Genomic DNA, 13,243 nt, shown 5'->3' with positions numbered 1-13,243 from the left:
TTGAAGAACAAAGCGAAGAGGCAGATGATGACAGACCAGCACAACCCGAAAGTCGATCCGGACAATCAATCCAACACGGAAAAGGATCCGGACGACTGGGTGACCGGCGACGAACCGATGACCGGCGCCCAGACCTCCTACCTGAAGACGCTGACGGAGCAGGCGCACGAACCGGACGCCTTTGCCGACAATCTTTCCAAGGCAGAAGCGTCGAAGCGCATCGACGCGCTGAAGGCCAAGCTGAAGCTCTGAGCGTCAGCGGCCGGCCGGCGGTGGAAACCCCGCGTAAAACTCAGCATGGTCAACTTCGTGGTTGGCCATGCCGCGCTTGGTCAGCACGCCGCGTGGCGCGACATAACTCATGATCCGCCGCGCCGGCCTTTCATGCCACTGGATGTTGAAGGCCCAGAGCTTCGGGAAAAAGCATAGCGACGCATAGGGCAGGTGGTCGTGGATCCACCAGGCCATCTTCTGCCAGTCGCCCTCCCCGCGGTGACGATCGATGAGCCAGGGCACGACGACGCAGGCGGTGGCGCCGATACAGCCATTGGCATCGCGCCTGTCCCAGATATGGTCGGCCGCGGTTGCCGTATTGGTCGAGCAGTTCAGGTTGTTGCGGTTGCCGAAGGCGTTCACCTCGGCGCAGCGATAGCCGGAGCGGATATGCAGCCGCCCGAAGGTCCGCTGCAGGGGCTCCAGCAATTCCTCGCACAGATGCCGCCCTGCCTCGATCGTAAGATCGGGGTCATCCGGAACGTTGGGGATGCGGTAGAAGTCGGCGATCTCCGAATGCAGGAAGTCGCGAAAGAAGAAATTTTCAGACAGCCGGACACGGCCGAGGTCTTCCAGGCCCTTCATGGAATTTGGCTTGCGCAAACCCACCTCCCTCGTCTGCTGCAGTTGCTTCCCCGCCGTCTGCCCCGCGTACAAACAAAAAAGCCTGCTTCCAGAGAAGCAGGCTAGCTCTTGAAGAGTGGTCTCGCCACCCGAAATCAGCCGCGCAGCGTGCCGCCGGTGGCCTTCTGGACATTGGCAACGATCTTGCCGGTCAGCGCCTCGAAGTCCTCGTCCGTCAGCGTGCGTTCGACGGGCTGGATGACGACCTCGATCGCCACCGACTTCTTGCCTTCGCCAAGCGACGCACCTTCGAACACGTCGAAGACATTGACGCCGGTGATCAGCTTGCGGTCGGCCGTGAGGGCCGCCTTGACGATCGCGCCGGCTTCAACGTCGCTTCCTACCACGAAGGCGAAGTCGCGCTTCACCGCCTGGAGAGCCGAAAGATCGAGGCCCGGCTTGGTGCGGGTTGCTTTCTTCTTCGGGTCCGGCATCGCGTCGAGATAAACTTCGAAACCGCAGAGCGCGCCGGAAACATCGAGCGCCGCCAGCGTCTTCGGATGGAACTCACCGAAATAACCGAGCACCACCTTAGGCCCCATCTTGATCGTACCCGAGCGGCCCGGATGGTACCAGGACGGCGCACCCTGCTCGACCTGCACATTGCTCATCGGCAGGCCGCAGGCTTCCACCACGGCCAGTGCATCGGCCTTGGCATCGAAGACATCGACCGGCTTGCCGCCGCCCTTGGCATTGTTGGACCACAGGCGGCCCGCGCCGTGGATCGACGCCGTGCCGCGACGTACACCGCCGGCGACGCGACGCTGGCCTTCCGGCGTATCCGTCTCATAGGTGCCGGAGACTTCGAAGATCGCGACGTCGCCGTAACCCTTGTCGGCATTGCGCTGGGCTGCGGTAAGAAGGCCCGGCAGAAGCGAGGGGCGCATGTCGGACATGTCGGCGGCAATGGGGTTCGCGAGCTTCAGTGCTGCGCTACCGCCGCCGAAGAGCTTGGCCTGCTCCTCGGAAATGAACGACCAGGTGACGGCTTCCAGCATGCCGCGCGCGGCAAGCGAGCGCTTGGCCGTGCGGGTGCGAACCTGCAGCGTCGTCAGGATGCGGCCATTGACCGCCGACAGCTTCTCGATCGGCTCAGGCTTGATCTGGTCAACGCCATAGATGCGCATGACTTCTTCAACGAGGTCGGCCTTGCCATCGACGTCGGGACGCCAGGACGGGACCTTTACCGAGACCCGTTCGCCCTCGCCCTCAACGGTGAAGCCGAGGCGGGTGAGGATAGTGCGGCTCTCCTGCGTCGAGACTTCCAGACCCGTCAGGCGCTTCACCTCCGAGAACGGAAAGTCGACGACCTTCGGCTCAAATCCCTTGTAGCCGACGATCTTGGCTTCCGCCGGCGTGCCGCCACACAGTTCCAGGACCAGTTCGGTTGTGCGGTCGAGGCCAGGCTGCATGTACTGCGGGTCGACGCCGCGTTCGAACCGGTAGCGCGCATCCGTGATGATGCCGAGGGCACGGCCGGACTTTGCGATGTTGATCGGGTCCCACAGCGCCGATTCGATCAGCACGTCGGTGGTGTTCTCATCACAGCCGGAGTGCTCGCCGCCCATGATGCCGCCGATCGACTCGACGCCATTTTCATCGGCGATGACCACGTTGTTCGGGCCGAGCTTGTATTCGCGCTGGTCGAGCGCCAAAAGCGTCTCGCCATCCTTGGCGCGGCGCACGGTGAGGTCGCCCTTCACCTTGGCAGCGTCGAAGACGTGCATCGGGCGACCCTGGTCGAAGGTCATGTAGTTGGTGACGTCGACAAGCGCGTTGATCGGACGAAGGCCGATCGCCTTCAGCCGCTGCTGCATCCAGACCGGGCTCGGGCCGTTCTTGACGCCTCGCACGAGGCGCAGGCCAAAGGCCGGGCACAGGCGCTCGTCATCCAGATCAAGCGTGATGCCAATGGAGGTCTCGCCCTGCGTGGTGAAGGACGGCTTGGCCTTCGGCTTCAGCGTGCCCAGGCCGGACGCGGCGAGGTCTCGGGCGATACCGTAGATCGAGGTGCAGTCCGGGCGGTTCGGCGTCAGGTTGATCTCGATGACCGGATCATCAAGGCCGGCATAGGACGCGAAGGACTGGCCGACCGGTGCATCCGCGGGCAGGTCGATGATGCCATTGTGGTCCTCGGAAATGTCGAGTTCCTTTTCCGAGCACATCATGCCGTGGCTTTCGACGCCGCGGATCTTGCCGACGGCAAGCGTCACGTCGATGCCCGGAACATAGGTGCCCGGCCGCGCCAAGGCACCAACCAGACCGGCACGCGCATTTGGCGCACCGCAAACGATCTGCAGCGGCTTGCCCCCATTGACCTCAGGTCCGGCATCGACCATCAGCACCTTCAGCCGGTCGGCCTCCGGATGTTTTTCAGCCGACAGGACCTTGGCGATGACGAAAGGCTTGTAGGCCGACTTGTCGTCGACATCCTCGACCTCAAGGCCGATCGCGGTCAGGCGCTCGCAGATTTCTTCCAGCGTTGCGTCGGTCTCAAGATGATCCTTGAGCCAGGAAAGCGTGAATTTCATTGTCTCTCTCCCCCTACTGGCTCAGGCCGCCGAACAGCGTCGGCATGTCGAGCGGGCGGAAGCCGTAGTGGTTCATCCAGCGGACATCGGCGTTGAAGAAGTCGCGCAGGTCCGGCATGCCGTATTTCAGCATGGCAATGCGGTCGAGGCCCATGCCCCACGCAAAGCCCTGGTACTCGTCCGGGTCAAGGCCGCCGGAGCGCAGCACGTTCGGATGAACCATGCCGCAGCCAAGGATCTCCATCCAGTCATTGCCTTCGCCGAACTTGACGATCGGGCCGGAGCGGTCGCACTGGATGTCGACCTCGAAGCTGGGCTCTGTGAACGGGAAGAAGGACGGGCGGAAGCGCATCGTCACCGACGGCACCTCGAAGAAGGCCTTGCAGAACTCTTCCAAGATCCATCGCATGTGGCCGACATGGCTCTTCTTGTCGACAACGAGCCCTTCGACCTGGTGGAACATCGGCGAGTGGGTGGCGTCGGAATCCTGGCGGTAGGTCTTGCCCGGAATGACGATGCGGATCGGCGGGTCCTGCGCTTCCATGGTGCGCACCTGCACCGGCGAGGTATGCGTGCGCAGCACCTTGCGCTCACCCTTTTCGTCCGGCTGGAAGAAGAAGGTGTCGTGCATTTCGCGGGCGGGGTGACCTTCCGGGAAGTTCAGCGCCGTGAAGTTGTAATAGTCCGTCTCGATATCCGGCCCTTCGGCAATCGAAAAACCCATGTCGGCGAAAACGGCGGTGATCTCGTCGATGATCTGGCTGATCGGGTGGATCCGGCCACGCTCGGCGGGCGACGAGCGCACCGGCAGCGAAACATCCACCGTTTCCGCCTTCAGCCGCGCTTCGATTGCCGCATCCTTCAGCACCGTCTTGCGGGCGTTGATGGCTTCGGTCACTTCGTTCTTCAGCGCGTTGATTGCGGCCCCGCGGGTCTGGCGCTCTTCCGGCGTCATCGTTCCGAGCGTCTTCAGGAGCTCGGAAACGGAGCCCTTCTTGCCAAGCGCGCCGACGCGCACGGCTTCGATCGCCGCTTCGTCGCCGGCGGCGCCGATTTCGGCCAGCAGCGATGTTTTCAGGTTTTCCAGGTCGGACATGGTGTCTTCCGTTGATGATCGGAGAGATATTTCAGGCGGATGCCGTAAACGAAAAACCCGCGCCAGCCCAAGCCAGCGCGGGTTTCCCAAAATTCTATAAGCTCAATGAGCCTGGGAAGCGCTGGTCTTAGCGAACCGCGCCTTCAAACTCGCCGGCCGTGCCGGTTTCCTTGAGGTACTCAAGGGCCTTTTTGGAGGCAGCAACCAGGGCGCCGAATGCTTCCGGCTCATGGATGGCCATGTCGGAAAGAACCTTGCGGTCAACTTCGATGCCAGCCTTGTTGAGGCCGTCGATGAAGCGGCCGTAGGTCAGGCCGGATTCGCGGACAGCAGCGTTGATACGCTGGATCCACAGGGCGCGGAAATTGCGCTTCTTGACGCGACGGTCGCGGGTAGCGAACTGGCGCGAACGATCAACAGCAGCCTTTGCGGCGCGGATCGTGTTCTTGCGGCGGCCGTAGAAGCCCTTGGCTGCCTTGAGGGTCTTGGTGTGCTTGGCGCGGGAAGTGACGCCCCGTTTTACGCGTGCCATGTCATGATCTCCTTAACTGATCCAAAAGTGACGAGAGGTCTCAGAGACCGTTCGGCAGGTAGTTCTTGATAACCTTCTTGCCGTCTGCTTCGGCAAGGATCATCGTACCGCGAGCATCGCGGATGAACTTGTTGGACCGCTTGATCATGCCGTGGCGCTTGCCAGCAGCAGCTGCAACGACCTTACCGGTCGCCGTTACCTTGAACCGCTTCTTGGCGGCCGATTTCGTCTTCATCTTGGGCATTTTGCTACTCCGTATTTGTATCGAAACCGGCAGACGACGCCTGTTTCAAGCATTTGGAACGGCCACGGCATGCCCTGCCGGACCGTTCGGACGCGCGCTTATAACCGCAGTCTGCGGGAAGCGCAATGAAAAAGAAGGATTGATTGAACACCGGCTTTGCCAAGCGGCGAACCGTGGCAAACGGGGTAGTGCGGCGCTTATTTCGGCGCCAGCACCATCATCATCTGGCGGCCTTCGAGCTTGGGCTCTGCTTCCACCTTGGCGATCTCGGTCGTATCGTCCTTCACCTGAAGCAGAAGCTTCATGCCGAGTTCCTGGTGGGCCATTTCACGACCGCGGAACTTCAGCGTCACCTTCACCTTGTCGCCGTCTTCGAAGAAACGGTTCATCGCCTTCATCTTCACCTCATAGTCATGGGTGTCGATGTTGGGACGCATCTTGATTTCTTTGATTTCGACGATCTTCTGCTTCTTGCGAGCTTCGGCCGCCTTCTTCTGGTTCGCATATTTCAGCTTACCGAGATCAAGGATCTTGCATACCGGCGGATCGTTGTTCGGCGAGATCTCGACGAGATCGAGGCCGGCTTCTTCTGCCATGCGGAGAGCCTGGTCGGTCGGAACTGCACCGAGGTTCTGTCCTTCGGCATCGATAAGCTGGACCCGGGGAACGCGGATTTCCCTGTTTGAGCGCGGCCCCTCTTTGACGGGAGCATCGGCTTTGAATGGTCTGCGAATGGTCGTATTCTCCTTGAAGTTTCTCCGGCGCGAGCGACGACTTAAGCTCGCCCGGCCCGCGGCCGAGCGGAATGTCGTGACCGCTTGCGCGAAGTCAATAGCATAGGCAGATGAAAAAATCACCTGCTGTTATCGGCAATCGAATCTGTTTTATAAGCGCCAAAACGCGAGGAAACCCATGACAGACGCGGCGACGAACAGCATCGAAAAACGGATCACGGTCGGCAATGGACCGGCTGCACGCGAGATCGCGGTGATCCATCGCCTGCCGACCCGCCCGAATGCTCCAACCCTTGTCTGGCTCGGCGGATACCGGTCCGACATGACGGGCACGAAGGCACTCGAACTTGACAAGCTCGCCGCCGAACTTGGCATTGGCGCCCTGCGGTTTGACTATTCCGGACATGGTGCATCCGGCGGCGCCTTTCAAGACGGGACCATCTCCCGCTGGCTGGAAGAGGCGCTTGCCGTTCTTGACGATAGCAAGGCCGAAAGCGTCCTGCTCGTCGGCTCGTCCATGGGCGGCTGGGTCGCACTTCGACTCGTCCAGGAACTGCGCCAGCGCGCAAGCGGTCCCAACGTGCTCGGCATGGTGCTCGTCGCACCCGCACCCGATTTCACTGCCGAACTTGTCGAACCGCACCTGACGGCGGAGCAACGCCAATCGCTCGCCGAGCGCGGCTATTTCGAAGAACATTCGGAATACAGCCCCGAGCCGAACATCTTTACCCGCGCGCTCCTGGAGGATGGCCGCAACAACATCGTCCTGACCGGGATCATCGAAACCGGCTGCCCGGTTCACATCCTCCAGGGCATGCAGGATCCGGACGTTCCATATCCCCACGCGCTGAAGCTCGTCGAGTTCCTGCCGGCCGATGACGTGGTGCTCACCCTCATCCGCGACGGCGACCACCGGCTTTCGCGCCCGCAAGACCTTGAAAAGCTTAAGGCCGCAGCCGCAGCCCTAATAATTGCATGATTAAATTTTGGGCTGAGACCAAAAAGCAGCAGCCTTAACCATAATGCTCGCTATGAGTCGTTAACAGAAATCAACAGATTGACTCTCACATGAACCCAATCTTAACGTTTCGTTAGGATTTTAAGGGACGGGTCCATGATGAAAGCTCTGCAGGCACGGCTTGCCGTGATCCTAGTCAGCGTATTGGTGCCAGTGAGTACCGCTGTGCCGGCACCGAGGCCAATGGCCGCAATGATCACGGGCGCCGTGACGTCGCAACCGATCGGCCACTACGAGTTCTGCCAGAAATATGCCGCCGAATGCGCGGTCAAGAGCCAGCCGGCTCCGGCGCGCCGGATGAGCGAAAAGGACTGGGCCACCGTCCGCCGCATCAATCGCAGCGTCAACGCACGCTATATTGCCAAGACCGACAAGGAAGCCCACGGCGTCGAAGAGGTCTGGAGCTATCCAGTCAATTTTGCTGACTGCGAAGATTTCGCGCTGCAGAAGCGTCGCGAACTTGCCGCGCGCGGCTTTTCCCTCTCCGACCTGCTGATGACGGTCGTCCGCAAGGCCGATGGCGAAGGCCATGCGATCCTGACGCTGCGCACCGCTGAGGGTGATTTCGTTCTCGACAATCTCGATAACGAAGTGCGCCCCTGGTACGCGACGACCTATACCTTCCTGAAGCGCCAGGCCACGTTCAACACCGGCCGCTGGGTTTCCATCGAAGATGGCCGCGACCTTCTGGTTGGCGCGCTTCGATAAAAACCCGGTCGTTTTGTCCGACAATGATCGCCCGCAGTCACGCTGCGGGCGTTTTATTTTCCGCTCCTGCCTGCCGTTTGTTCCCTATCCTCCATTCTCCTGCTACGAAGTTGCTTGCAGCAAGTTCGAACCTGGGTGATGCGTAAGCGTGGCTGAACCGGCGAAGGCAGATCAAAAGCTGATGCGGGCGGCGCGCCCGGCCCTTCCGATCTGGCTGGCAGCCATTTTCCTGGCGGCCCTGACGACTGTCGCTGCCTTCATCGTGGTGGAAAACTACCGCACCGCCCTCCGCGATGGCGAAACGCGTGCCCTGTCCTCCGCGCATGTCGTTGCAGCCCATCTGCAGTGGATGATCGAGGCTAGCGACCAGGCGTTGCAGCGCATCGAGGCCGAAGTCGCCGATCGGCCAATCGCGTCAGTCCATGAATATGCCGATGAACTGACGCGTGCGGTCGGCGAGATGCCGGATGGTTTCCAGTACACGCTCATGGATGAGACCGGTCGCGTCGTGTTCTCCAGCGGGCCCGTCGCACCGGGGATCAACCATAGCGACCGAACCTATTTCACCATGCTGCGGGATGGGCAGGAACTGGCCTTCTCACGCGCGCTCATGGATGAATTCTCCGGCAAACCGTCTTTCCTCGTCGCCCGGCGCATCGACCGGAACAACACCTTCGCCGGCGTGGCCAGCATCAACATCCCAAACGAGAGCCTCGACCGGTTCTGGGCGTCATTGGACCTCGGACCCGACTCAACCATTTCAGCCGTTCGTGACGATGGCTGGCTTGTCGCCCGTCGCCCCGCTGCCGCGCGCGCCGTCGATATCAGCACCACGGACTGGTTCCCGCTCACCCGCGAGCAGGACAACGGCGTCTACCACAGCGCAGTTTCGCCGATCGATGGCCATGCCCGCATCGTCGCCTTCTGGAAGGTTTCCGGGGCACCCCTGATCGCGCTTGCCGCCATCGAACGCCAGGAAATGCTCGACCAGTTCTGGCGCAACCTCTGGTCCGATGCGGTCATCATCTTGCCGCTGATGGCGGTGCTGATCTTTGCCGCGGCATGGATCAACCGCCTGCTTTACCGCACCGCTGCGCGCAACGAGGCGCTCGAGGAGGCCCTGGAGCGCAACCGTTTCCTCCTGCGGGAGATCCATCACAGGGTGAAAAACAATCTCCAGGCCGTGCTCGCGCTCATCCGGCTGCAGCCGATGCCGGTCGAGGCCCGGGAGGACATGTCGCGGCGGGTCGCGGCGATGATCGCCGTGCATGAACAGATCTACCGGACCGACCAGTTCGAGCGTGTCGAGGTTGCGCCTTATGCCGAGAGGCTGGTGCGGGAGATTGCCTCGTCCTACGACCTGCCCGTCGCAATCGAGCTCAAGCTTGAGCCCCTGACGGTGGACCGCGAACAGGCGCTGCCGCTTGGGATGATCATCAACGAGGTGGTTTCGAACGCCTTCAAATATGCCTTTGCCGGCCGCACCGACGGCAGGCTCGGCGTCGAGCTTCACCAGGACGGCGACGACTTCCGCCTCGTCATCCGCGACAATGGCCCGGGAATGGACGTGACCGCCGAGGCGAGCGGCGGCATGGGCAGCCGCCTCATCGCAAGTTTCGTCAGGCAGATCGGCGGGGAATACTCCACCCTCACCAATGGCGGCGCCGTGTTCGAGATGACGGCACCGCTGAGACAGGACGAGGAAGAGCCCGCCTAGCCGTTTCCGATCAGGATGCCGGCGGCCAGCACCAGCGATCCCCCGAACACCACCTGGAAGACGGCGCGCAGGAAGGGTGTCTCCATGTAACGGTTCTGGATGAAGGCGATCGCCCAGAGCTCGAAGAAAACCACGATGGCGGCCACGGTGGTGGCAATCCAGAAATGCGGGATGAGATAGGGCAGCGCGTGCCCCAGGCCGCCGAGCGCGGTCATGATGCCCGATGCTAGGCCTCGCTTGATCGGTGAGCCGCGGCCGGAAATCTTGCCGTCGTCATGCGCCGCCTCGGTGAAACCCATGGAGATGCCGGCACCGACCGACGCCGACAGGCCGATCAGGAAGGTGGACCAGGTATCGCCGGTGGCAAAGGCTGCCGCGAAGATCGGCGCCAGCGTGGACACCGACCCATCCATCAGGCCCGCCAGGCCCGGCTGCACATAGGTCAGGATGAACTGGCGCCGCTCATCGGCATTTTCCTCCGCCTTCACATCCTCCGGCAGGTGCTTGTCGGTCAGCATGTGGGCGATGTCCTCATGCCCCTGCTCCGCGAGCGCCAGATCGCCCAGCAACTGCCGGGTCGAGGCATCCGAAACGCGCTTGGCCGCCTCCTCGTAAAAGCGTGCCGCCTGGCGCTCCATCGCCTCCACCTGCCCGCGCACGGCGTCCAGCGAGAGGTTCTTGCGCAGCCAGTCGGGCTTGCGCTCGTAGAAGCCCCGCACATGCTCACGCCGGATCAGCGGGATCCGCTCGCCGAAGCGGGAGCGGAACATGTCGATCAGCATGTTCTTGTGGGTTTGCTCCACCTCCGCCATGTCCTCGAACACCTTGGCCGAGGCGGGATACTGCGCTCGCAGCCCATCGGCATATGCGAGGTAGATGCGCGCATCCTCCTCCTCCGCGCCAATCGCGAGCGCCAGGATTTCTTCTTCGGAAAGGGTATCGAAGGACCGCTTCGATGAGGGAAACAGATGGCCAAACATGCGCAATAACCTAGCTTAGAATTATTCTAAACTAAGCGAACTGGCGATGGTTTCAAGTCCTGTTTCCGGTGGGAACGAATTTTCTGCATCTCGGCCGTCAGGCGCAACATTTTGAAAGCGTTGCTGCGGTGCAGCGTAACTTTCCTACTTTTCTTCTTGCCGATTCTGAAATGAATTGATTATGACCAAACATCGGGAATTCAAACGCAGAAGGCTCTATCATGAACCGCAGACATTTCTTCCGGCAGGCAGCCACCGCTGGCGTAGGCGCCGCCGCTGCAACCGCGCTTGCCGCGCCGGCAATCGCCCAGGAAAATCCGAAGATCACCTGGCGCATGACGTCGTCGTTCACCAAGAACACCGACATCCTCTGGGCAGCCGGCACCGATATTGCCGAAAGTGTCAAGGAAGCGACCGACGGCAACTTCACCATCCAGACCTTTGCGGCCGCTGAAATCGTGCCCGGCCTGCAGGCCATGGATGCCGTTGCCGACGGCACGGTCGAAATGGCCCACACCTGCTGCTACTACTACATCGGCAAGGATCCGACCTTCGCGCTCGGCACGGCTGTTCCGTTTGGCCTCAACGCCCGCCAGACCAATGCGTGGTTCTCGGTCGGCGGCGGCAACGAGATGCTCAACGAGTTCCTCGCGCCCCACAAGATCTATGCGATCCAGGCTGGCAACACCGGTGCCCAGATGGGCGGCTGGTACCGCAAGGAAATCAACACGATCGAAGACCTGAAGGGCCTGAAGATGCGCATCGCCGGCCTCGCTGGCCAGGTCATGCAGAAGCTCGGCGTCACCCCGCAGCAGATCGCCGGTGGCGACGTTTACGCCGCGCTCGAAAAGGGCACGATCGACGCAACCGAATTCGTCGGCCCGTATGACGACCAGAAGCTCGGCTTCGCCAAGGTCGCCAAGTACTACTACTACCCGGCCTGGTGGGAAGGTGGCCCGGCGGTTCACGCCTTCTTCAACCTCGAGAAGTTCAACGGCCTGCCGAAGTCCTACCAGCGCATCCTCAAGGATGCCTGCGCCAACGCCACGCAGAACATGCTGTCGCGCTACGACACGCATAACGCCAAGGCGCTGAAGCAGCTCGTATCGGAAGGTGCCGTCCTGAAGCCGTTCAGCCAGGAAATCCTCGAAGCCAGCTACAAGGCCGCGCAGGAAGTCTATGCCGAACTCAACGGCAAGAACGAAGCGTTCAAGAAGATCTACGAAAGCCAGCAGGCCTTCAAGCGCGAAGGTTACCTCTGGAACCAGATCGCCGAATACAGCTACGACACCTTCATGATGATGCAGCAGCGCAAGGGCACGCTGTAATCGCGACGGTATCTCAAATGGAAAACAGCCCGGGTCTCGTCCCGGGCTGTTTTTTTGCCAGCCTCCGGCACTCAGGTTGTGCCGGCTAGCAATTGCTTTTGAATTTGGCTTGCTGTTGCGCAAAACTCGGGATTAACAGCAGGTAGGCCCGACACTGGTTGGACGCACTTTTCGCTTCTCTTGGGAGGATAACATGGATCGCAGACGTTTCTTCAAAACCGCAGCCACGGCCGGCGTTGGTGCCGCCGCTGCAACGGCCCTCGCCGCCCCGGCCATCGCACAGGAAAACCCGCAGATCACCTGGCGGCTCACCTCCTCCTTCCCCAAGAGCCTCAACATCATCTTCGACGCGGCCGACCAGATCGCTGCCAGCGTCAAGAACGCCAGTGACGGCAAGTTCACCATCCAGACCTTCGGCGCCGGCGAAATCGTCCCGCCGCTGCAGGCCGGCGATGCGGTTGCCAGCGGCACCGTCGAGATGGCCCATACCTGCTCTTATTATTACATCGGCCAGGACCCGGCCTTTGCGCTCGGCACCGCCATCCCCTTCGGCCTCAACGCCCGCATGACCAATGCCTGGTTCCTCAACGGCGGCAACGAGCTGATCAACGAGTTCCTGGCGCCGCGCAACCTCTACGCCATCCCGGCCGGCAACAGCGGCACCCAGATGGGCGGCTGGTTCCGCAAGGAGATCAACACGATCGAAGACCTGAAGGGCCTGAAGATGCGCATCGCCGGCCTTGCTGGCCAGATCATGCAGAAGGTCGGCATCACGCCGCAGCAGATCGCTGCTGGCGATGTTTATGCCGCGCTCGAGAAGGGCACGATCGACGCCACCGAGTTCGTCGGCCCGTATGACGACCAGAAGCTCGGCTTCGCCAAGGTCGCCAAGTACTATTACTATCCGGCCTGGTGGGAAGGCGGCCCGGCCATGCACGCCTTCTTCAACCTCGAAAAGTGGAACAGCCTGCCGAAGAGCTACCAGCAGATACTGACCGACGCCTGTGCTGCCGCCAACATGAGCATGCTTGCCAACTACGACGCACAGAACGCCGTGGCGCTGCGCAAGCTCGTGTCCGAAGGCGCCGTTCTCAAGGCGTTCAGCCGCGAGATCATGGACGTCTGTTACAAGGCGGCGATGGAAACCTATGCCGATCTTTCCGCCAAGAGCCCGGCCTTCAAGAAGATCTACGACCACCAGCAGGCCTTCAAGAAGGACGCTTACCTCTGGGCCCAGATCGCCGAATATTCCTACGACACCTATATGATGACGCAGCAGCGCGCCGGCGCACTCTGAGGCAGATAGTCACTGGAAAGCATATGAAGCCCGGCCTCGTGCCGGGCTTTTTCGTTGCCGGCACGCATGCCGGCGAGATCGATCAGCGTCAGTATTTACGCCTTGAAAACAGGTGGTTGGCATAGATTTCAAGAAGCTCCCGCGGCCCCTGCGGGAATTAA

General features: G+C 61.4%; 13 protein-coding genes. 6 read left to right on the top strand and 7 right to left on the bottom strand.

Features of this window, described 5'->3' with window-relative positions; translation table 11 throughout:
• The first annotated feature begins 27 nt into the window (after positions 1-27).
• Positions 28-252, top strand: coding sequence for a DUF3072 domain-containing protein (locus tag CYG48_RS16365; RefSeq protein ID WP_445304343.1), 225 nt, complete (start codon positions 28-30; stop codon positions 250-252).
• Between the two features lie 3 nt (positions 253-255).
• Here CYG48_RS16365 and CYG48_RS16360 read toward each other — a convergent pair whose 3' ends face one another.
• The 6 genes from CYG48_RS16360 to infC all read right to left on the bottom strand — a co-directional run bounded on the left by CYG48_RS16360 (position 256) and on the right by infC (position 6,034).
• Entirely contained in the window at positions 256-876 is a 621-nt protein-coding gene (locus CYG48_RS16360; protein ID WP_245450357.1) for a hypothetical protein, read from the bottom strand.
• A gap of 116 nt (positions 877-992) precedes the next feature.
• The gene (gene pheT, locus CYG48_RS16355; RefSeq protein WP_118851346.1) at positions 993-3,428 is read right to left on the bottom strand and encodes a phenylalanine--tRNA ligase subunit beta; all 2,436 of its coding nucleotides are present in this window, start codon (positions 3,426-3,428) and stop codon (positions 993-995) included.
• Positions 3,429-3,441: 13 nt separating this feature from the next.
• Positions 3,442-4,524 carry a phenylalanine--tRNA ligase subunit alpha gene (gene pheS, locus CYG48_RS16350; RefSeq protein WP_118851345.1) on the bottom strand — a complete coding sequence of 361 codons (1,083 nt, stop codon included), beginning with the start codon at positions 4,522-4,524 and terminating at the stop codon, positions 3,442-3,444.
• Positions 4,525-4,651: 127 nt separating this feature from the next.
• Entirely contained in the window at positions 4,652-5,056 is a 405-nt protein-coding gene (rplT, locus tag CYG48_RS16345) for a 50S ribosomal protein L20 (RefSeq protein ID WP_118851344.1), read from the bottom strand.
• 40 nt (positions 5,057-5,096) lie between these two features.
• Positions 5,097-5,300, bottom strand: coding sequence for a 50S ribosomal protein L35 (gene rpmI / locus CYG48_RS16340; RefSeq protein ID WP_027487755.1), 204 nt, complete (start codon positions 5,298-5,300; stop codon positions 5,097-5,099).
• 197 nt (positions 5,301-5,497) lie between these two features.
• Entirely contained in the window at positions 5,498-6,034 is a 537-nt protein-coding gene (gene infC / locus CYG48_RS16335; RefSeq protein ID WP_118851712.1) for a translation initiation factor IF-3, read from the bottom strand.
• A 178-nt stretch (positions 6,035-6,212) separates the two neighbouring features.
• Between infC and CYG48_RS16330 the strand changes: the two genes are divergently transcribed.
• From CYG48_RS16330 to CYG48_RS16320, 3 genes are all read left to right on the top strand, one after another.
• Complete coding sequence (locus CYG48_RS16330; RefSeq protein WP_118851343.1) at positions 6,213-7,013, top strand: alpha/beta hydrolase; 801 nt, start codon at positions 6,213-6,215, stop codon at positions 7,011-7,013.
• A gap of 135 nt (positions 7,014-7,148) precedes the next feature.
• The gene (locus CYG48_RS16325; protein ID WP_118851342.1) at positions 7,149-7,760 is read left to right on the top strand and encodes a transglutaminase-like cysteine peptidase; all 612 of its coding nucleotides are present in this window, start codon (positions 7,149-7,151) and stop codon (positions 7,758-7,760) included.
• A gap of 148 nt (positions 7,761-7,908) precedes the next feature.
• The gene (locus CYG48_RS16320) at positions 7,909-9,477 is read left to right on the top strand and encodes a sensor histidine kinase (RefSeq protein WP_118851341.1); all 1,569 of its coding nucleotides are present in this window, start codon (positions 7,909-7,911) and stop codon (positions 9,475-9,477) included.
• Here the strand turns inward: CYG48_RS16320 and mbfA are convergent.
• Complete coding sequence (mbfA, locus tag CYG48_RS16315) at positions 9,474-10,457, bottom strand: iron exporter MbfA (protein ID WP_118851340.1); 984 nt, start codon at positions 10,455-10,457, stop codon at positions 9,474-9,476. The genes CYG48_RS16320 and mbfA overlap by 4 nt on opposite strands.
• A 221-nt stretch (positions 10,458-10,678) precedes the next feature.
• On the opposite strand from mbfA, the gene CYG48_RS16310 reads away from it, so the two are divergent.
• Together CYG48_RS16310 and CYG48_RS16305 are read left to right on the top strand one after the other, a co-directional pair.
• Complete coding sequence (locus CYG48_RS16310; RefSeq protein ID WP_118851339.1) at positions 10,679-11,785, top strand: TRAP transporter substrate-binding protein; 1,107 nt, start codon at positions 10,679-10,681, stop codon at positions 11,783-11,785.
• Positions 11,786-11,978: 193 nt separating this feature from the next.
• A complete protein-coding gene (locus tag CYG48_RS16305; protein ID WP_118851338.1) occupies positions 11,979-13,082 on the top strand; it encodes a TRAP transporter substrate-binding protein in 1,104 nt (367 codons plus the stop codon).
• The last annotated feature ends 161 nt before the right edge of the window (positions 13,083-13,243 follow it).

Origin of the sequence: Neorhizobium sp. SOG26, from assembly GCF_003491345.1 — a bacterium.
GTDB lineage: Bacteria > Pseudomonadota > Alphaproteobacteria > Rhizobiales > Rhizobiaceae > Neorhizobium > Neorhizobium turbinariae.
This window is presented reverse-complemented; position numbering and strand designations above follow the sequence as displayed.